The following is a 19846-nucleotide window of genomic DNA, read 5'->3' as shown; positions in this document are numbered from 1 at the left end:
CAGTTGTCAGTTGGCTTTTCTACTGACAACTGACCAAAGACTACAGACCGATTTATGTGTTCCCTTTGCTCTTGGCGATGATGGTTTCAGCCACGTTGCGAGGAACTTCTTCGTAATGGCTAAACTCCATTGAGAAGATACCCCGCCCTTGGGTCATCGACCGGATATCCGTCGCATAGCCAAACATCTCTGCAAGCGGAACTTTGGCTGTTACTCTTGTAATGCCTTGTTCCGAGTTCATGCCTTCAATCTGACCGCGACGGGAGTTGAGGTTTCCCATCACATCCCCAAGGAAGTTTTCTGGAGCTTCCACCTCAACTTTCATCATAGGCTCCAATAGCACTGGTGAAGCCTTCATTACAGCTTCTTTAATCGCCATTGAGCCTGCGATTTTGAAAGCCATTTCTGAGGAATCTACCTCGTGGTAAGAGCCATCCACCATCGTCGCCTTGAGGTCAATCACCGGATATCCAGCTACAATACCCGATTCGCAGGCTTCTTTCATCCCTTGCTCTGCTGGGTTTATGTACTCTTTAGGTACTATACCCCCAACAATTTTGGAGACAAACTCGAAACCAGTCCCCGGCTCTCCTGGCTCGACTTGAATCACAACGTGACCGTACTGACCTTTACCACCGCTCTGACGGATAAATTTCCCTTCAGCTTTGACAGCCTTGCGAATGGTTTCGCGGTAGGCAACTTGCGGCGCACCAACGTTGGCTTCTACTTTGAATTCTCGCATCATCCGATCTACGAGAATCTCTAGGTGCAGTTCGCCCATCCCCGCAATTACTGTCTGGTTGGTTTCTGGGTCAATATGAACTCGGAACGTCGGGTCTTCTTCTGAGAGCGATTGCAGAGCCTTGGAGAGCTTCTCCATATCCTGCTTAGTTTTGGGTTCCACTGCTACGGATATTACAGGTTCTGGTATAAACAGAGACTCCAGAATCACTGGTGAGTTTTCGTCACAGATGGTATCGCCCGTATAGGTTTCTTTCAGACCTAAAGCTGCACCTAAGTCACCAGCCCGCATTTCATCTACTTCGATTCGTTCGTCAGCTTTGAGAACGATCAAGCGGGAGATGCGTTCCTTTTTATCCTTGGTTGAGTTGAGGATGTAACTGCCTTTTTTGATCACGCCAGAATATACCCGAATGAATGTCAAGCGTCCATAGGGGTCTGCCATAATCTTGAAAGCTAAAGCAGCCGCTGGTTCGTCATCGCTAGCGTGCCTTACTACCTCAGTGCCATCTGGCAATAGTCCTTGAATTGGAGGAACGTCAATAGGAGCGGGTAGATAATCTACCACGGCATCCAACAGCAGCTGGACACCCTTATTTTTAAAGGCAGAACCACACAACAGCGGGACAATTGTGCCAGCAATTGTGCCTTTACGCAACGCCTTTTGAATCTCTGGTTCGGTCAGTTCTTCGCCTTCCAAATATTTTTCCGTCAGGGCATCATCGGTTTCTGCTACAGATTCGATGAGCTTAGTGCGGTACTCTTGGGCTACCTCCTGAAGGTTTGCAGGAATGTCTATTTCCTCAATTTCTTTGCCCTGATCGTCTTTGTAGAGGTAGGCTCGCATCCGAACTAGGTCTACAATTCCCTCAAAGTTGCTTTCAGCACCAATAGGAATTTGAATGGGGACAGCATTTGCCCGCATGCGATCGCGTATCTGGTTATAAACTTTGTAAAAGTTCGCCCCAGTCCGATCCATTTTGTTAATAAAAGCGATCCGAGGCACCTTATACCGATCTGCCTGTCGCCATACAGTCTCAGATTGAGGCTGCACGCCTCCCACCGAGCAGAACACAGCAATCACGCCATCCAACACCCGCATTGAACGTTCCACTTCAATCGTGAAGTCTACGTGACCAGGGGTATCAATGATGTTGATTTGGTGATTCCGCCAGCTCGTGCTAATCGCAGCGGCGGTAATGGTAATACCTCTTTCCCGCTCTTGCTCCATCCAGTCAGTCGTTGCTGTGCCTTCGTGGACTTCGCCAATTTTATGAACGATACCGGAATAGAACAGAATCCTTTCTGTTGTTGTTGTCTTGCCCGCATCAATATGGGCAGCAATTCCGATGTTGCGTGTTCTCTCTAGCGGGACGGTACGTGCCACAGCTACCTCCTTCCTCTGTGCCGCATAGCTAGTAATGTGCTATGCGTTCTATCTCGTTTAAAATTGTATACTTTATTTAAAATTTTCAGCTCGTACAGACGCGAGTAAAACAGTCGCAATAACCGATCTCGCGTCTGTAGTAGTGCTTAGTATCGATAGTGAGCAAACGCCTTATTCGCTTCAGCCATTCGGTGAGTTTCTTCGCGTTTGCGAATCGCATTCCCTGTCTCATTAGCGGCATCAAGCAGCTCATTTGCGAGCTTCCCAGCCATTGTGCGGCCTGGGCGAGAACGAGCAAACTGAATTAGCCAACGCAGCGCTAGCGCAGTTCCACGGTCAGGGCGGACTTCCATTGGCACCTGGTAGGTGGCACCACCCACTCGACGAGCCTTGACTTCCACCAAAGGGGTCGCATTCCGAACTGCTTTCTCAAAAGTCTCTAGGGGATCTGCTCCAATCCGTTCTTCGATGGTTTTTAGCGCATCATAGATAATCCCAGTCGCAATAGATTTCTTGCCACTATGCATAATCCGCCGCACCATCATACTGACAAGACGGCTGTTATACATCGAATCAGGGGGAACAGGACGCTTTTTAACAACGGTACGACGAGACATACTAAGCCTTCAATGAATAAAATACAGAATTTTTACGATCCCTCCCAATGTTCGTGCCTGAGATGGGATTTTTTTCAACAAGTCTTTGCGGGTTCTAGAGAGCCGCCTTCTACTAAGGTAGAGATTTCGCCCGACTGTGAAACTCTTCCCTACCTACATTGAGGACATTGAGGTTTTCCCTAAATGCCAGCAACGGTTGTCTCCCTGGCGCATTAATTTCCCAATTTTTTGGTTTGAGGAACTGAAGCAACCTTCTACGGATTTGGATACATCCTACTGGATTCGCATACACTCGCTTTAACGGGTGCTTATCTACGTGTTTACAACATCTCTGATGCGTCTTCCCGCACGGAATCCAGTAAAAACATCCTCAATCCAACTCTACCACCGATACCGGGGGTTCATCGGCATCCGCTCGTAAGCGGATATCTTCACACATTTCCTGTGCAATTGGCACGAGATTCGGGAGCTTTCGAGCCGTATGAGCGTTTTGTCTTTTCTGCAAAACGGAAGCCATCAATTGTGACTGTACCAATGCAGATAGACACTCCGCTTACTTTGCCTTGGGACGTTTTGTACCGTACTTAGAACGACCCTGACGGCGATCCTTAACCCCAGCGGTATCTAAGGTTCCGCGAATAATATGGTAACGGACTCCGGGCAAGTCCTTAACCCGTCCCCCCCGAATCATCACAACCGAGTGTTCTTGCAAATTGTGACCGATACCAGGAATATATGCCGTTACTTCAAAACCTGAAGTCAAACGGACTCTTGCCACTTTCCGCAGGGCTGAGTTTGGCTTTTTAGGCGTCGTTGTATATACTCTGGTGCAGACACCACGACGTTGCGGGCAGCTTTTTAGGGCTGGTGACTTAGTTTTCTTCTGTGTACTTAGGCGCTCGTTACGAATGAGCTGCTGGATTGTGGGCATGAGTTACTGGGGTTACTGAATCCTTGCTAGTTCCAAATGCAGACAAATTCTGAGTTTATCATCTGTCAGGGGTTCTGTCAATTTAAAGGAGCTGGAGATTAAGCTTCTGGGATGGCAGAGTCGGCAAGCGGCTCATCAATAGAGAAAGAATTACCGCAACCACAACTTTCTTTAGCGTTTGGGTTGTGGAAGCGAAACCCGCCGCCCATGAGATCCTCTGAGTAATCTAAGGTGAGACCATTGAGGTAGGCTAGGCTTTGAGCATCAACCAATACTCTAATGCCATTGCATTCATACAGTCTATCGTCTGCCTTCACAGCTTCATCAAAGCTGAAAGTATAGGAAATGCCAGAACAACCACCTGATTGAACTGCTAGACGAAATAATAGAGCGTTGGCGTTTTGACGCTTGGATTGCAAACGCTTAATTTCACTAGCTGCTGCTTGAGTGAGATCGATAGTGGACTGAGTAAGTTTCACAGAGCTTTCTATAGAGTGCTGAACCAATGCTACAGCCGGTTGCGGGAAAGCTTGTCAATTTTTAAAGGAGAAAACGAGCGTTCGGTGTTCCAGCTTGGTAGTTTTGCTACTTGTACCTCAGGATGCTTGATTTTTATCACCCCAATAGATAATAACTTGGTAGCAGAGTCTGTTCTTCACTTCTTGATTAGAAAAAGCAGAACTAGAAGAAACACTCCCATAACCAACCAAGACATCAAGTTGTTGTCATTCCCAAAAATTGATATGAATCCTGAAACTCCCTCTTCTGAAAGTAGGCTTGAATCTGAAAATCCTTCAGTAGAAGTCAATGTACAAAACGTAGAAGCAACACCTTCGGAGTTACAAGTGTCGTCTACTCAAGCCTATACTGGGCAAGTGCAGCAGGTGTGGGCACAAATCGCTAGGTTTTTAGAAAAGATGCCAAGTTATGCGGGCAACTTTTTTTCCTCCTACCAGCGATCGCTCATTACCCTTGGACTACTCTTAGCAGTGTTAGTCACATTAAGGATAACAGTGGCTTTGCTAACGGCGATTCATAGCTTGCCGTTGATAGCGCCAACCCTACAGCTGATTGGCATCGGATATACGGCTTGGTTCGTTTATCGTTACTTACTTACTGCTGAAAGCCGCAAAGAACTATCTCAAGACTTCCAGACCTTAAAACAGCAAGTTTTGGGCAGAGGAGCTTCAAACACCTAAGCGTCCTAATCTTCGATTCGACTGAATTTGTTTAGCCTGTGTAGGCAGGCTAAGTTTCTTTATAGCCGCACCTGAAGGGGTCAGGCTGGAATCATGACATACGCAAAAACTGCGTTAGCAAAGGGTGGGCGAAGCGCAGTTGCTCTTGGTAGCAACCTCGGCGACTCCCGCGCCACTCTAGAGGCTGCTCTAGAAAGGCTGAACCGAACTCCTGGAATTACTCTGCAAGCCCAGTCTAGTTGGTATCAAACGAAGGCTGTAGGGCCACCTCAACCAGATTATTTGAATGGTTGTGCCCTGCTGCACGTTCAGATGAAGCCTCAGCAATTATTAGAGGCGCTGTTGGAAATTGAAAATCGCTTTGGTCGCGTCCGTCAAGAGCGCTGGGGGGCGAGAACACTTGACCTTGATTTATTGCTCTTTGATGATGTGATTTTGGACACTCAAGGTGGGGAGGTTCCGCCTCTCCAGTTGCCTCACCCTCGGATGAGAGAAAGAGCGTTTGTGCTGGTGCCTTTAGCGGAAATTGCACCAGATTGGCTCGATCCAGTTTCTGGATGTGCGATCGCGCAACTCGTTCAGGCTGTAGACTGTTCAGAAGTCCGTCGTTTGTAGTTTCCTATGGCACTGGGTCAAGAACCCCCTGAAGTCCTCAAACAACGCTTGTTCTACCAGGGGCGTAAATTTAATTTTGAAGTCAGCCGTCTGCGCCTCCCGAACCAAGTAGAGGGAGACTGGGAATGCATTCGGCATCCTGGTGGTGCGCTGGCTGTTCCTGTAACCTCAGAAGGGAAGTTGATCCTATTGAGGCAGTATCGTTTTGCTGTACAGGGGCGTCTTTTGGAGTTCCCGGCTGGAACGATAGAACCGAATGAAGCTCCAGAGGAGACTATTAAGCGCGAAATTGAAGAAGAAACCGGATATCGCGCTCACAAATGGCAAAATTTAGGTAAGTTTTCCCTTGCTCCCGGTTATTCAGATGAATTTATCTACGCTTTTTTAGCGCAAGATTTAGAACGTTTGGAGATACCTCCCAGTCAAGATGTTGACGAAGATATTGAAACGATTTTGATGACTCCCCAGGAATTAGAGCAAGCAATTCTGGCGGGTGAACCAGTAGATGCTAAATCGATTTCTAGTTTTTTCTTAGCTCGTCCTTTTTTACAATAGTTCGTTAGGTTAAAGTCTGCGACTACACAAAATTAGCCAGCTTAAACTGGCTAATTTTTTATATTTTAATAGTCAGATATAAGATTATTTCAATTCTCAATTAGGTGCGATACATCAGTAGGGGCATGATATGTCATGTCTCTACCGAGCATTAGACCTGCAATATATTCCACCCACCTGAGAAACGCTATATAGGAATCTTGTTTGATTTGTAAGATACCAGCGGTTCAGATCCGCGACTTTAAAGAAGTCGCGGATCTCGCCTTCACGAATCAGTGAGGATTGCTATAGCCGTTTAGTTTGCAGTCACTCGCAGGAGTGATACACACGGTGTTGTCACCTTTTAAACTGTCAAACATAAGCGAGTTATTTGAAAAGCAAGGATTGAATGTCTGACCTGATTTTGTTTTGGCACCGCCGCGATTTACGCATTTCGGACAATCTAGGATTGGCTGCTGCACGGCAGCAAAGTCCAAAGGTGGTAGGAGTTTTCTGCTTAGATCCGAATATTTTGAACAGGGATGATGTGGCACCGGCAAGAGTGACTTATATGATTGGCAGTTTGCAGTCACTCCAAGAACGCTACGTAAAGGCTGGTAGTCAATTGTTGATCCTTCATGACAATCCGACTCAAGCAATCCCAGCTTTGGCGGCGGCGCTAAATGCGAAGGCTGTATTCTGGAATTGGGATGTCGAGCCTTATTCAAAAGAACGCGATCGCACTATTAGCGAAGTCCTGAAAGAAAAGGGTATTTTTGTCCAAAATCACTGGGATCAGCTATTACACGCACCAGAGGAGATTCGCTCAGGTTCTAATCAGCCGTACACGGTTTATACTCCGTTCTGGAGAAATTGGAGTAGTAAACCCAAGGCTAAACCCGCACCAGAACTCCAAAATGCCGAGGGACTTACCCCAGAAGAACAGCAGAAAGCACAACAAGCGGGTGCGGGTGAACTGCCTACAGCTCAGGATTTAGGATTTATTTGGGAAAATGAACTGGTGAGTGCCCCAGGGGAGAAGGCGGCGCAAGAAAAGCTGGCAGCATTTTGCGATCAAGCGATCGCAGAATATAAAGAACAGCGGAATTTTCCAGCGGTTAGCGGCACCTCTCAACTCAGCGCTGCTTTGAAATTTGGTGTAATCGGTATTCGTACTGTTTGGGATGCCACGCTGAAGGTATTAGAACACAGTCACAGCGAGTCAGAAGACACCCATATCCGCACATGGCAACAAGAACTAGCATGGCGAGAATTCTATCAACACGCGATGTATTGGTTCCCAGAATTAGCCGAGGGTGCCTTCCGGGAAACGCTCAAAAATTTCCCTTATGACAACCATCCAGAACATTTCCAAGCTTGGTGCGAGGGGAGAACCGGCTACCCGATTGTCGATGCAGCAATGCGCCAGATGAATCAAACAGCCTGGATGCACAACCGCTGTCGGATGATTGTTGCCAGTTTTCTCACTAAAGACTTGCTGATCGATCCGCGCTTGGGGGAAAAATACTTCATGCAAAAGCTTTATGACTGGGATCTTTCTGCGAACAATGGCGGCTGGCAGTGGAGTGCTTCTAGCGGGATGGACCCCAAGCCAGTCCGAATTTTTAACCCAGCTTCTCAATCGCAGAAATTCGATCCAGACGGGGAATATATCCGGAAATGGGTGCCAGAACTCAGGTCTGTAAATACAGAATATCTCGTCAGTGGGAAGATACCGGCGAATGAACGCGATCGCTGTAATTATCCCGCCCCGATTGTGGAACACCAGCTACAGCAGCGTCTGTTTAAACAGCGCTATCAGCAGCAAAAAGAAGCACTAGGGGATAAAGATAAAGAGTAAGCGTCTGGTGGACAGTGCCCGCCGGACAAGCGTGCTTTCAATACCCTAAAGTGTCACAATAACCACAGCTAATCCTTCAATCAAGAAGATGATTTGAGTATTCATCTTTAGGGTGGCTGCTGATGTCATCTTCACATGACCGCTCCATCAACATTAAAGTAACGATTAGCAATTCGCAGCCTCAGTTATTGGAAGGACTAGATGTTTGGCTGCGCTTGGGTTTGATTTCTGAGGCTCAGGTTAGCGATTTAAGTCAAAAATACTTAGTCTGTGCGTTGCCACCAGTTGCAGTAACGCCCAAACCAACGCCTCAAGTAACGCCTCAAATTACGATATCTTCTGATTCGCAGTTACTACCAGCAGCAACTGGTAAGAATGCTTCTCGTCAACATCCCAAAGCGATCCCAGGGATATGGCAGTCGCTGATGGCAGAACTCAGCATCCGGTGGCTGCTGTTTTTAGGAGTGTTCATGGTGGTGGTGTCCTCCGGGGTGCTAGCCGCCACTCAATGGGAAAGATTTCCTGCTGCTGGGCAGTATGGGGTTTTATTAGCGTATACCTTGATTTTTTGGCGGGTAAGCGCTTGGGCGAATCGCCAACCCAGTTTGCAATTGACGGCGCAGACGTTGCAAATTGTCACCCTACTGTTAATGCCCGTGAATTTTTGGGCAATGGATAGCTTTGGGTTGTGGCAGAATCCCGTCAATCTGATAGTAGTTGCGATCGCATCCGTTGTCCTGACGGGGATTACTTTCCAAGTATTGAAAAATTGGCGATTGGCGGCTTCTGGACGGCTGGGGCTACTGGAAGCGTTGCCAGCATTGAATCTTCTGGGACTCAGTTACCTGCATTGGGGCTGGAATTTGTCAGGATTTCCCGTCATCGCCGTTTATCTGGGAATGGTGGGAACGTCCCTCCTCGCGTTCTATCAAGTTCGTCACCGACAGGCTGCGGCGACTATCGAAAAAAAGGGAATCGGGATTGAGTTGCCAGCCGGGGTAGTGATTTATGCCTTGGTGGTGCTGCTGGTACGAACAATTTTTATTGTCCAAGTACCTGTAACGCAGTTGGGATTAGCCCTTGGCATCTGTGGCTGGCTGGTGGCGTGGTTATCGCAACAGCAACCCGAAACATCCACCGAATCACCCCAATTGCAGTGGGAGAAAGTGGGCATTAGTTTGTTGTGCCTCGGTTGGCTGGTTTCGGTAGGAACAACGGTTCCCTGGCAAGCAACAGCGGTTAGCGGATTGGGTTTGTGGTTTTTCTTCAGCCGATTGCAGCGTTTTTGGCTACAGGTTGATCTGGCAGCATTTTTAGGGATTGGCTTACAGACGATTTGGCTGGTTTGGCGGTTAGTTCCTGCTTCCGTGCAAGAATGGGCGATCGCAACTGGCACACAACTGACGGGTTCGGAAACGGTTCCTTGGGCTTTGCTGAGCCTGGTTTTATTTCCCTACGTTGTTTTTATCGTCGGGGTCAGCGATTGGCTGCATCGAGCTGCTAAGACCGATTTAGCTACTTTTGGCGAACAACTGGCACTCACTTTGGGGGTGGTACTGAGTCTAATTAGTTTACTAAATCCCACATTGCGATCGCTCAATCTGTTGTTTTCGACTGTGACACTGGCAATTGTGACACAGCGCCGACTTCCGACCAGGGTCAGTCTGGTGTATTCCACTCACTTGGTGGGGTTGCTGACGCTGTTCTCTACTATTGACCGCTTTTTTCCCAATCTGCACCCAGAAGTTTGGGCAAGCATTTTGTTGGCGGTGATGGTTGCCGAATGGACGCTTCACGTCCTATTACCCTCCTCCGCACTTCTGTGGAAGCAAAGTGCTTGGCACATCGGTTTAGGACTGGCGGGACTCAGTTATCAATTATTGTTAGCAAATGTTTCCTTATTCGGGAACGATGCCTTTAGCCGTCAGCAGTGGGGCATTTTCTGGCTGATTACACCTTTGGCTTTGACGGGAGTTGCCAGCCAAACTGTTAGAAAGCAACGCACATTGGCGAGTTGGTTGAGTGTCGTCAGTTTGGGAATGGCACAAATTCTCACATTCGTGCTACCTGGAGGCAGATTCATTAGCTTAGGAATGGCAACTGGGCTGATGTTGGTGAATACGCGCTATTTACGGCATCTGGCGGCAGCCGTCATTACCGTCGGGTTTAGCCTGAGTTTTCTCGGTGTGCTGCTGGGGGATGGTGTGCCTGGAGTGCCGCCCCTTTCGGTACCGGGTTGGTTTTTAGCTGGAGCGATCGCGGTGGTGGGTTTATGGCTTGCCAGAACCTGGCTGATGCGTGGTCATGGGACGTTAGCGGCACTTTATGCACAAGCGGTTGAGGGTTGGGCGATCGCGTTATGTAGTTTTGAGCTGTTGATGCTAACGGTGCATTCGCTTTTTGTCTACCAAGGGGTTGCTTCTCCCGATGGGGAATATTTACTTGCGGTTACGTTGATAATTGGGGCGATCGCTTATCGCAGTTGGCAACAACCGAATCATTGGGCATTTTACGGACTGGGTTGGGGTTTAGAACTGTTAACAGCCGAGACGTTGGGCTTCTTTGAACACTCAGTGATAAATTTAGCGATCGCAAATATCGTCTTAGGTTTAAGCACGCAGCTTTTGGGAGAAGCATGGCGGCGGCGATCGCAAATCGAAAGTGTTCCGAACAGGTGGCATATCCTGCCGCTACTATACGGCGTGTTGGGGGCACTTCTGCGGTGGGATACTTTTACCAGTTGGACGGGATTGTGTACGCTTGCGATCGCGTTCATTGCGATTGGAGTTGGCAGACGACGGCAGGAACTTAAACCCATCCTCTATTTGGGACTTCTGGGAGTATCCATTTCTGCCTACGAACTTTTGTTCTATCAACTTTTACAAGCATCAGGTGGAGCTTTGGGCGATGGATTCATTGTCATGTCCGCCCTCGGCACCAGCATCATGTATGCCTATCGCCTGCTATTCCCCTGGCTTCTAAATTACTTACACCTTACTGCTGAAGAACTGAAAGTAATTGCCCATCTTCATTGGGCTTGGAGCAGTTGCTTACTCATCGCGGCGATTGGTAATCCCATTGCAGCTAGCCGAATTCTCGGATTAGGAACTGGCTTGTTTTTAATCCGATACGCGATTTTTCAAGGTCGCAGATTTGCCCTTTCTTCCCTCTCAAAAAACAGGGAAAGTTCCCAAGTCCCTTTAAAGACAGAGGAAAATTCAGCACCTTCCTTATTCAGTGAAAGCTGGAGGATTACCATTGCAGAAGTCTGGGTTTACCTAGGTTTATTAGAAGTAGGTGTCATCAGAATATTTTGGCTTTATACAGCCATTGGGCAGTTCTGGGCTGGCCCGTTAGTTCCTTGGAAAGCCCCCATTTCTTGTGTTTGGGCTTATTTTCTGTATATTTTGCCTTGGGAAAAGTGGAGATGGCCTAAAAGACCTTGGCAGCACGCGGCATATATTCTGCCACTGGTGATGATTTGGGAAACTAGAGTAGAAATTCACCCGATTAGCTTGCTGATAACAGCGGCATTTTATATTTTTATTGCCAAATTATCCAATCAAATTCGCTTTACTTATATCAGCCTAGCACTGATTAATTGGGCACTTTTTCGGTGGTTTTTGGAATTACAATTTTTCGATTACTTGTGGTACGTTATGCCGATTGGCTTATCCTGGCTGTATATTGCCCAAGTCGATTCTGGGTTGACGCTACCAAATCGCAAACAGACTCGCCACCTATTTCGTTGCGTAGGTGCTGGGGTAATTTGTGGAGCGGCATTTTTGCTACACCAAGAAACTGGATTGATACCGGGAATTTTGAGTATTTTATTCATTTTTGCTGGATTGGCTTTCCGAGTCCGGGCATTTCTCTACGTCGGTACCGCCACCTTTTTACTGACTGCTTTTTACCAGTTAGTAATTTTTGTTTTCCGTTACTCCTTTTTTAAGTGGGTAATCGGGTTGATAGTCGGTATCAGTTTTATCTCGATTGCCGCTAATTTTGAAACTCGGCGCGATCGCTTTATCGCTTTGGTTCGGCACTGGCTGTCGGAATTGGAACAATGGCAATAATTTCCTTTCGTTCAATCCTACTCATCTAATCCCAAAACAATTAAATCTAGACTTGCTTGCTTCCATCCATCAGGTATCTCTTGGCTAACTGAGACATTTGGTAATTGCGTGGCATAATGAAGTATTTGCTTGCCTTATACGATTTGCCCTGTAAATTTACTTGGTTTCAGATGTGAAATCGTCCCTGAGGATAAGCCGCTGGATTGAGGCGCTGTCCCTAGTCTGGGCGGGCGTACAGCCTGCAATTTAGCAAAATTCAAGAAAACAAAAACAGGAGCGCGAGGCGAACGTGAAGGTTTTGGTTGTTGGCAATGGGGCACGCGAACACGCCCTGGTATGGAAACTGCTGCAATCTCAACGCATTCGGCAGATAGTCTGTGTTCCTGGAAACGGCGGCACAGCTTCTCTAGAGCGTTGTCAGAATCTCCCTTTAAGTGTTGATGATTTTGAGGGAATAGCACGATTTGCTCAAGTGAATAACATCTCGCTGGTGGTCGTCGGGCCTGAAGCCCCCCTGGCTTTGGGGATCGCAGATTACTTGCAACGCCAAAATCTCAAGGTATTTGGTCCCACCAAAGCGGGAGCGCAAATTGAGGCGAGTAAGTCTTGGGCAAAGGATTTGATGCGGGAAGCGGGTATCCCAACCGCCAACTCAGAGGTGTTTACAGAGCCAGAAGCTGCAAAAGCTTATGTAGCAGCGCAAGGGGCACCGATTGTTGTTAAAGCCGATGGTTTGGCAGCGGGTAAGGGTGTTACGGTAGCGGCAACGGTGGAAGAGGCATACTCTGCGATCGCAGATTTATTCTCCAGTCGAGTCAAGACTGTAGTAATTGAAGAATACTTAGCGGGTCAGGAAGTCTCGGTTTTGGCGCTGTCGGATGGCTTGACCGTTCGCCAGTTGTTACCGGCTCAAGATCACAAACGCATCGGTGAGGGCGATACCGGGGCAAATACGGGCGGAATGGGAGCCTATTGTCCTGCTCCCATCCTGACACCTGCCTTGAGTGCGCGGGTTCAGAAAGAAATTCTGGAGCCGACTGTTGCCGCTTTAAAAGCGAGGGGCATCGACTACCGGGGTGTCCTTTACGCTGGGTTAATGATTACCCCCCAAGGCGATCCGAAAGTTTTGGAATTTAACTGTCGCTTTGGCGATCCGGAAACACAGGCGATCTTGCCTTTACTCGAAACCCCTCTAGAAGACTTACTGGTTGCCTGCGTTGGACAAAAACTCGCCCAACAGCCTCCTATTGCCTGGAAATCAGGCGCTTCCGCCTGTGTCGTTGTAGCGGCGGGGGGTTATCCAGAAAGCTTTAAAAAGGGTCATGTCATTACCGGCATTGAGCAAGCCGAGACAGCGGGAGCGCATGTGTTTCATGCGGGCACTCAGAAGAAGCAGCAACAAGTGGTGACAGAAGGCGGTCGGGTGTTGGGAGTCACCGCCATTGGAGAGGATTTTGATGCAGCGATCGCTCAAGCATACGCGGCGATTAATTGCATTGAGTTTGAGGGGATGTACTACCGACGGGATATTGGTTATCGCGTCCGCACGGCAGGGAAACTTTAGCGTTTAAAGTCATGTGCAACTGCAATCCAATCGCTCCTCGTTTCCAAAGCTCTGTAGCCTAAGCTAGAGAGTTTTGGAAAGTTGCACATCACGTAAATCTTTAAATTTCTTCAAAATCTTAGCCGAGCTGCATCCAAAGATACATGAGAGTTCCAGGGGGAACTTGAGAAAATAGAAGTGGATAAATATAATTGAGAAACGTTCAAAAATCCACCTATCCCTGGGAAGAATCCTCTACAATTTTTGATAAATCTCTAATTTTTACCATTTTTAGTGGCAAATTTACCTTGCTGGCTCTATTAAAAACCCTTCGAGAAGTTATTGCCCATTGGTGGTCTGAGTTTACTCTCCAGACGCGCCTGATGGCGGCTGCTACCTTAGTCGTCTCCTTGGTGATGAGCGGTCTGACCTTCTGGGCAGTGAATACAATTCAGCAGGATGCTCGGCTGAATGATACTCGCTTCGGGCGCGACCTGGGTTTGTTGTTGGCGGCGAATGTCGCGCCTCAGATTGCTGAAAAGAATCTGACGGAGGTGGCACGTTTTTCTCACCGCTTCTACAGCAGCACCTCCAGCGTGCGCTATATGCTCTACGCCGACGAAACTGGCAAAATCTATTTTGGAATTCCTTTCTCTGAGTCCGAGGTACAAAACTCGCTGACAATTCAGCGTCGGATTCAATTGCCAGAGGATTACGCTGATAATTCCGACTTACCAATGGTGCGGCAGCACCTAAGTCCGGATGGGGAAGTTACGGATGTCTTTGTTCCCCTGTCGCACGATGGCAAAAATTTAGGGGTTTTGGCAATTGGGATTAACGCCAATCCGACCGTGGTGGCGTCGTCCCATCTGACACGAGATGTCACGATTGCGGTATTTATTTCCATCTGGGTGATGGTGATTTTGGGCGCTGTTTTTAATGCCTTAACCATTACTCAGCCAATTAAAGAACTTCTCGTCGGGGTCAAAAATATTGCCGCTGGCAACTTCAAGCAACGAGTTGACCTGCCACTCGGAGGAGAACTGGGCGAACTGATTTACAGTTTCAACGAGATGGCAGAACGGCTGGAGAGTTATGAAGAGCAAAATATCGAGGAACTGACAGCAGAGAAAGCCAAGCTAGAGACGTTGGTTTCTACGATTGCTGATGGAGCGGTGCTGATAGACACCAACTTTCAGGTGATATTGGTCAATCCGACAGCGCGACGAATTTTTGGGTGGGATGGCGTTGATGTAGTGGGATCTAACGCTCTTCATTGCTTGCCTTCTCCAGTCAACTTGGAGCTAGCGCGACCCCTGCATCAAATTGTTGCTGGAGAATGTGAAGGGGCAGAGTTTCGGGTAACGCTATTCCAACCGGCGAATCGCACCGTCCGCATTCTCCTAACGACCGTTCTTGACCAGTACCGGGAAACCATCAAGGGAATTGCGATGACGGTACAGGACATTACTCGTGAGGTAGAGCTGAACGAGGCGAAAAGCCACTTTATTAGCAATGTTTCCCACGAATTGAGAACGCCGCTTTTCAACATCAAGTCGTTTATTGAAACGCTCCACGAATACGGCGAAGATTTGACAGAAGAGGAACGTCGGGAATTTTTAGACACTGCGAATCGAGAAACAGACCGCCTGACTCGCCTAGTAAATGACGTTTTGGATTTATCTAGGCTTGAGTCGCACAAGCGCTATCACTTTGAGCCTGTAGATATTGCCCAACCTGTGGAGCAAACGCTGCGGACTTACCAGCTAAACGCCCGCGATAAAGGAATTGAACTCATCCAGGAGATTGAACCGAATTTGCCAGCAGTCTGGGGCAACTATGATTTGTTGCTCCAGGTGTTTGCTAACCTGGTCGGTAATGGGCTGAAGTTTACTGAGACGGGTGGAAGGGTGGCAATTCGCGCCTATTTGCTGGAGTCGAGGGATGAGCGGAGTCAAGGCGGAGTCTTCCCTTCCGGAGCAGAGGAACGCGGGAAAATTCCTGCAACGAACAATCCCAAATTAGTGCGGATTGAAATTTCTGATACGGGAATTGGCATCGATACAGAAGACCAAGAGGCAATCTTCGATCGTTTTTTCCGAGTAGAAAACCGAGTTCACACCCTTGAAGGGACGGGTTTGGGTTTGTCAATTGTTAGAAATATCATTGAGAAGCATCACACCAGGGTTCACTTGGTTAGCGAGGTCGGGGTGGGTACGACTTTCTGGTTTGACTTGACGGTTTTTCAAGAAGCAGCACCCGTTGAGGAGTTGCCTCTAAAAGAAGCAAAAGAAGCTTCAGGAACCAGTTCGGTTACGGCGAAGGTTGTCTAGATTATTTGCTTGCATAGAAAGCGATCGCTAAACTTACGACGATGAGACCGAATAGCAGCAGCAAAGGCTGGTTTCGCTGACACCAAAGTTGAAGCGAGTGACGCCAGCCGAGACTATAGCGAGTTGCAGTCATCGGGTGAGATTCTTGAGAGCGATCGCTATACATCGTACATTCTTTGGCGTAAGGACGCTTGGAAAACGTACAGGTATCATCTTCGTGGTAAGTACAGGTATCGCACAGAAATTTCTCCCCCGTTGCTCGATGTAGGGGAATGCCAGGATGACCGTAGGCTTTTAGCTCGGTTCGGCAATAAGGGCAGGTCGTTACCTGGGCATTGACGGGTTGATGGCACTTTGGACAGTTCGGCATGGATAGCAGCACGGTAATTCTAGGTTTCTATCCAGTCAGCAAGTCGCAATCTAAAAAGACCTCTAGATCCAGTTTAAGCTTGGGGAAACTTTCGGATTTGATATTCTGCTAACTGAACGATGGGAAAAGCCTCTCCCATCGCTTGGACAAACTGCTGCTCGATTTCTTCCAGGCGTTCTGATGGAACAGACTTCCACTGTTCCCGCTTCGCCCAGCGAATGACTAAAATGACCTCTGTTGGCTCGTTCGGGTTGAGCCAGACTTCTTTACCCAAAAAACCCGGACAGGTAGTAAGGAAAGCTGTCCAGATTTCGCCATCCTTCTGAATGTATTTTTCCCGCAGTTCGGGGGCGACTCTTACCTGAAGCCACTCAATTACCATGAGCTGGAGTATAAGCTGCTTTGAAGCTGTAAATAGACTCTTCAATCATCCATCAGACAGATTGATTTTGCCACGAGCAAAGTCTGGAAGATAGGCGGCAGTTGTTGAGAGAATGTCACAAAATAGAACTGTAGGCGAAAAATCGGTAAGATTTTAGCACCGCTTTATGATACGTGTTTAGCCGCTCAAAGTCGCGGCGGAGTGACAGGAAGGGAAAATGGATAATAACAACTGGCTTAAGCAGCTACTAATGATGGGTGTGGGGACTACGTCTTTGGTAGCCGACAAAATCCGCGAAGTGAGCGATGAATGGGTCAAGGAAGGCAAAATCAACCCCGAGCAAGCTAAGGGGATGGTAGATGATTTGATGCAGCAGCTCAAGTCAGATCAGGGGAACTTGGAGATCCAGATGCAACGGCAAATGCGGAATATGTTGCAGGATCTGGGGGTTCCTCGCCAGTCGGAAATGGATGAATTGCGGGGACGCATTGACCGGCTCGAACGTCAGGTGCGTGATATGGAAAATAAGCTCTGGCGGTAAGTAAAGCTGATAGGATTGAAAATCTAGTGGGACAATCAATTTTGGATTTTGGATGGGGAATTTTGGATTAAATCGAAAATTCTCTCAATCTAAAATCTAAAGTTTTGAGGTCTAAGAGGTACGGAGAACGGATGAATGAGAGAAATTCTAATCAGCGTTGGGGTAATGTTTACCTGTGTAGTACTCTTGATTTTTGCTCAAGTTACGAGCAGCAATCAAGGAGATGCAAAAGCAGCTGAACTAACCAAAACTGAAACCACAGTTGTTGCAAAAACTCCCAGTAACGATCCTACTGCTGATACTACAAGGCTTATAACGATGAATACCAACCCAGGAAGTGATGAAACTGCCAGTGGCGAAGTGAAGACAACGCCTTCTGGTCTTAAGTACACTGAGTTAAAGGAAGGCGACGGAGCAACTCCTAAAACAGGTCAAACGGTGGTAGTGCATTACACCGGCACTCTAAAGGATGGCACGAAGTTTGATAGTTCGCGCGATCGCAATCAACCCTTCCAGTTCAAACTCGGTGTTGGACAAGTCATCAAAGGCTGGGACGAAGGACTCAGCACCATGAAAGTTGGCGGACGTCGCCAGTTAATTATCCCTCCTGAATTGGGATATGGCCCTCGTGGTGCGGGTGGAGTCATTCCTCCCAACGCAACTCTAATTTTCGACGTGGAATTGTTGGACATTAAATAACTAAATCCTCAATTTTTAGAACCCCGATTTCTTCAAGAAATCGGGTTTTTTTTCGGATAATCAACAAGAGTATACGTTGAACTTCTTCTTGGTAGGAGAATATACAATTACTTGCTAGGCAAAAATGTAGTATTTAAACAACATCCAGCGTAAATTCAGCGAGCACGATCGGCATTTACGTGACAAAATTCATTAGGAATGCCAAAAAGTGTGAGGAGAGACCGTCTTGAAACTGTTTCGTGCCCCTCTAAAATTTTGCCTCGCGGTTCTAGTTAACGCTTTAGCGAGCGCTAGCATTGCCCAAGCAGCAGAATTTCCAACTGTGTCAGAGGAAACCCATCCCTTTGCCCAGGATACTGACGCTCTAGTTGGGGCAGATACCGTGTCTCAGGGAACTGAAGAGACTGATGCGATGGATCGAGTCAGCAACGTGTCGCAGTTGCGAGATGTAGAACCGACGGATTGGGCGTATGAAGCCCTGCGATCGCTTGTTGAACGTTATGGCTGTATTGCAGGATATCCGGATGGCACCTTTCGTGGCAATCGGGCGCTGAGTCGTTATGAATTTGCGGCTGGGTTAAATACCTGCTTGCAGCAAATTGAGAAATTGATTGCTGCTAGTTCAGCAGATTTTGTCACCAAAGACGATTTAGGAACCTTACAACGGCTGATTAATGAGTTTGGAACGGAACTGACGGCGCTGCGAGGTCGAGTGGATACTTTGGAAGCTCGAACAACCCAACTGGAAGCTCACCAATTTTCTACAACCACTAAATTAGGCGGTGAGGTTATCACCTATGCAGGCGATGCTTTTGGTGAGAATGCTAGCGATGTAAATAACGCTACTCTCGGTCATCGGACTCGCATTGATTTTAACACTAGCTTCACTGGAAAAGACCGCTTAAGGACTCGTTTTCAAATCACTAATTTGAGGCAGTTTGACACTGGGGCAACATTTGGTGGCGGGCCAGATCCAGGCTTAACAGGTGAAACTCGATTTACTCCCAGTAGCGTATCTCAAAATAACGAAGCCAGAATTAGCCAGTTAGAGTATCGCTTTCCAGTCGGAGACAAACTCAAAATTTATATTGAAGCGGGTTCAATCGATCCGTCGTATGTAACAGATACAATTGCTCCTTTTATCGACACCTCTACGGGTGCTATTTCTAATTTTGGTCAAGTCAATCCTGTGTATTTTCCCTTGGGAAATCGAGCGGGGATTGCAGCAAATTATGCCCTTAGCGAAGCCCTCAGTTTAGATGTTGGTTACTTTGGTGAAGACGCCCCTAACGGTCCTAGTAACCCAGGCAGAGATTCAGGTATATTTAATGGTGGTTACAGTGCTTTTGCCCAGTTGGTTTATAGTGGCGATCGCTTGAAACTTGGCTTGCTTTACCTGAACTCTTTTTCTCAAGCTTTTGGTGTCGATACTCTCGCAGGTAGCAACGCTGCCAAAGTCATCGATCTCACCGATCCTGATGGAAATCCTGTGGTCGGTAATGGTTACGGCGCGCAAGTTAATTACCGATTTAGTCCCCGCTTTGAACTCGGTGGGTGGGTGGGCTACACTGCCGCCCGCGCTCTTGGTAATATCAAGGGGGATGCAGATGTCTGGAATTATGCGGTAACGCTGGCTTTCCCTGATTTGGGCAAAAAGGGAAATTTAGGTGGCATTGTGTTAGGGATGCAACCAAAGTTAACAGGGACTAGCAATCGTGCTTTAGCAGAGGCGATTGGTTTACCTCCCGGACAAAGAAGCGATCGCGATACCGGATATCACATCGAAGCTTTCTACAAATATCAATTAACCGAAAATATTTCGATTACTCCTGGTTTCTTTTGGCTAACAGCACCTAACCATGATGAGCGAAATCCCGATGCTGTGATTGGTGTGGTGAGAACGAGTTTCGTCTTTTAGAATCAAACAAACCTAACCTGCTGACTTTCTCCTCTTAGGAGAGGGTTAGAGGGAGGTAAAGAGGGTTTGGAGTAAGGTTAACAAACCTATGTTTTTTTA

Annotated in this window: 17 protein-coding genes; 10 read left to right on the top strand and 7 right to left on the bottom strand. The window is 47.6% G+C overall.

What is annotated here, in order from left to right:
* Window positions 1-52: 52 nt before the first annotated feature.
* The 5 genes from fusA to NDI34_RS07945 all read right to left on the bottom strand — a co-directional run bounded on the left by fusA (window position 53) and on the right by NDI34_RS07945 (window position 4155).
* Window positions 53-2128: an elongation factor G gene (gene fusA, locus NDI34_RS07965; RefSeq protein ID WP_190441036.1), complete on the bottom strand. Its 2076-nt coding sequence runs from the start codon at window positions 2126-2128 to the stop codon at window positions 53-55.
* Window positions 2129-2274: 146 nt separating this feature from the next.
* Window positions 2275-2745: a 30S ribosomal protein S7 gene (gene rpsG, locus NDI34_RS07960; RefSeq protein ID WP_190415409.1), complete on the bottom strand. Its 471-nt coding sequence runs from the start codon at window positions 2743-2745 to the stop codon at window positions 2275-2277.
* 370 nt (window positions 2746-3115) lie between these two features.
* The gene (locus NDI34_RS07955) at window positions 3116-3262 is read right to left on the bottom strand and encodes a hypothetical protein (protein WP_348232360.1); all 147 of its coding nucleotides are present in this window, start codon (window positions 3260-3262) and stop codon (window positions 3116-3118) included.
* A gap of 36 nt (window positions 3263-3298) precedes the next feature.
* The gene (gene rpsL, locus NDI34_RS07950) at window positions 3299-3676 is read right to left on the bottom strand and encodes a 30S ribosomal protein S12 (RefSeq protein WP_190415413.1); all 378 of its coding nucleotides are present in this window, start codon (window positions 3674-3676) and stop codon (window positions 3299-3301) included.
* Between the two features lie 98 nt (window positions 3677-3774).
* Window positions 3775-4155: an iron-sulfur cluster assembly accessory protein gene (locus NDI34_RS07945; protein WP_348232359.1), complete on the bottom strand. Its 381-nt coding sequence runs from the start codon at window positions 4153-4155 to the stop codon at window positions 3775-3777.
* Between the two features lie 264 nt (window positions 4156-4419).
* Between NDI34_RS07945 and NDI34_RS07940 the strand changes: the two genes are divergently transcribed.
* The 7 genes from NDI34_RS07940 (at window position 4420) to nblS (ending at window position 15837) form a co-directional block, all read left to right on the top strand.
* Entirely contained in the window at window positions 4420-4875 is a 456-nt protein-coding gene (locus NDI34_RS07940; protein WP_190525670.1) for a CAAD domain-containing protein, read from the top strand.
* 93 nt (window positions 4876-4968) lie between these two features.
* Window positions 4969-5490, top strand: a complete 522-nt coding sequence (folK, locus tag NDI34_RS07935; RefSeq protein ID WP_348232358.1) for a 2-amino-4-hydroxy-6-hydroxymethyldihydropteridine diphosphokinase — start codon at window positions 4969-4971, stop codon at window positions 5488-5490.
* A gap of 6 nt (window positions 5491-5496) precedes the next feature.
* The gene (locus NDI34_RS07930; RefSeq protein ID WP_190441028.1) at window positions 5497-6045 is read left to right on the top strand and encodes an NUDIX hydrolase; all 549 of its coding nucleotides are present in this window, start codon (window positions 5497-5499) and stop codon (window positions 6043-6045) included.
* A gap of 388 nt (window positions 6046-6433) precedes the next feature.
* Window positions 6434-7885, top strand: coding sequence for a deoxyribodipyrimidine photo-lyase (locus NDI34_RS07925; protein WP_348232357.1), 1452 nt, complete (start codon window positions 6434-6436; stop codon window positions 7883-7885).
* A 122-nt stretch (window positions 7886-8007) separates the two neighbouring features.
* The gene (locus tag NDI34_RS07920) at window positions 8008-11961 is read left to right on the top strand and encodes a DUF2157 domain-containing protein (protein ID WP_348232356.1); all 3954 of its coding nucleotides are present in this window, start codon (window positions 8008-8010) and stop codon (window positions 11959-11961) included.
* A gap of 289 nt (window positions 11962-12250) precedes the next feature.
* Window positions 12251-13525 (top strand): phosphoribosylamine--glycine ligase, encoded by a 1275-nt coding sequence (gene purD, locus NDI34_RS07915; protein WP_348232355.1) that lies wholly within the window; start codon window positions 12251-12253, stop codon window positions 13523-13525.
* A 287-nt stretch (window positions 13526-13812) separates the two neighbouring features.
* Window positions 13813-15837, top strand: a complete 2025-nt coding sequence (gene nblS / locus NDI34_RS07910) for a two-component system sensor histidine kinase NblS (protein ID WP_190415723.1) — start codon at window positions 13813-13815, stop codon at window positions 15835-15837.
* Window position 15838: 1 nt separating this feature from the next.
* On the opposite strand, the gene NDI34_RS07905 is transcribed toward nblS, so the two are convergent.
* Together NDI34_RS07905 and NDI34_RS07900 are read right to left on the bottom strand one after the other, a co-directional pair.
* Window positions 15839-16207, bottom strand: a complete 369-nt coding sequence (locus tag NDI34_RS07905; protein WP_190429496.1) for a zinc ribbon domain-containing protein — start codon at window positions 16205-16207, stop codon at window positions 15839-15841.
* A gap of 73 nt (window positions 16208-16280) precedes the next feature.
* Window positions 16281-16589 (bottom strand): TIGR03792 family protein, encoded by a 309-nt coding sequence (locus NDI34_RS07900; RefSeq protein WP_348232354.1) that lies wholly within the window; start codon window positions 16587-16589, stop codon window positions 16281-16283.
* A 217-nt stretch (window positions 16590-16806) separates the two neighbouring features.
* Between NDI34_RS07900 and NDI34_RS07895 the strand changes: the two genes are divergently transcribed.
* The 3 genes from NDI34_RS07895 (at window position 16807) to NDI34_RS07885 (ending at window position 19747) form a co-directional block, all read left to right on the top strand.
* Complete coding sequence (locus tag NDI34_RS07895) at window positions 16807-17130, top strand: phasin family protein (RefSeq protein WP_190415431.1); 324 nt, start codon at window positions 16807-16809, stop codon at window positions 17128-17130.
* Window positions 17131-17265: 135 nt separating this feature from the next.
* Window positions 17266-17829 carry an FKBP-type peptidyl-prolyl cis-trans isomerase gene (locus NDI34_RS07890; protein WP_348232353.1) on the top strand — a complete coding sequence of 188 codons (564 nt, stop codon included), beginning with the start codon at window positions 17266-17268 and terminating at the stop codon, window positions 17827-17829.
* Between the two features lie 226 nt (window positions 17830-18055).
* Window positions 18056-19747 (top strand): iron uptake porin, encoded by a 1692-nt coding sequence (locus tag NDI34_RS07885; RefSeq protein ID WP_348232352.1) that lies wholly within the window; start codon window positions 18056-18058, stop codon window positions 19745-19747.
* Window positions 19748-19846 lie beyond the last annotated feature (99 nt).

Source organism: Trichocoleus sp. DQ-U1, assembly GCF_039961925.1.
In the GTDB taxonomy this organism is placed as follows: domain Bacteria; phylum Cyanobacteriota; class Cyanobacteriia; order Cyanobacteriales; family FACHB-T130; genus FACHB-T130.
This window is presented reverse-complemented; position numbering and strand designations above follow the sequence as displayed.

Coding starts and splice junctions, on each gene's coding strand:
- rpsG (WP_190415409.1), bottom strand. CDS start 2,745: ATGTCTCGTCGTACCGTTGTTAAAAAGCGTCCTGTTCCCCCTGATTCG.
- NDI34_RS07955 (WP_348232360.1), bottom strand. CDS start 3,262: ATGGCTTCCGTTTTGCAGAAAAGACAAAACGCTCATACGGCTCGAAAG.
- rpsL (WP_190415413.1), bottom strand. CDS start 3,676: ATGCCCACAATCCAGCAGCTCATTCGTAACGAGCGCCTAAGTACACAG.
- NDI34_RS07940 (WP_190525670.1), top strand. CDS start 4,420: ATGAATCCTGAAACTCCCTCTTCTGAAAGTAGGCTTGAATCTGAAAAT.
- folK (WP_348232358.1), top strand. CDS start 4,969: ATGACATACGCAAAAACTGCGTTAGCAAAGGGTGGGCGAAGCGCAGTT.
- NDI34_RS07930 (WP_190441028.1), top strand. CDS start 5,497: ATGGCACTGGGTCAAGAACCCCCTGAAGTCCTCAAACAACGCTTGTTC.
- NDI34_RS07925 (WP_348232357.1), top strand. CDS start 6,434: ATGTCTGACCTGATTTTGTTTTGGCACCGCCGCGATTTACGCATTTCG.
- NDI34_RS07920 (WP_348232356.1), top strand. CDS start 8,008: ATGTCATCTTCACATGACCGCTCCATCAACATTAAAGTAACGATTAGC.
- NDI34_RS07905 (WP_190429496.1), bottom strand. CDS start 16,207: ATGCCGAACTGTCCAAAGTGCCATCAACCCGTCAATGCCCAGGTAACG.
- NDI34_RS07900 (WP_348232354.1), bottom strand. CDS start 16,589: ATGGTAATTGAGTGGCTTCAGGTAAGAGTCGCCCCCGAACTGCGGGAA.
- NDI34_RS07895 (WP_190415431.1), top strand. CDS start 16,807: ATGGATAATAACAACTGGCTTAAGCAGCTACTAATGATGGGTGTGGGG.
- NDI34_RS07890 (WP_348232353.1), top strand. CDS start 17,266: ATGAGAGAAATTCTAATCAGCGTTGGGGTAATGTTTACCTGTGTAGTA.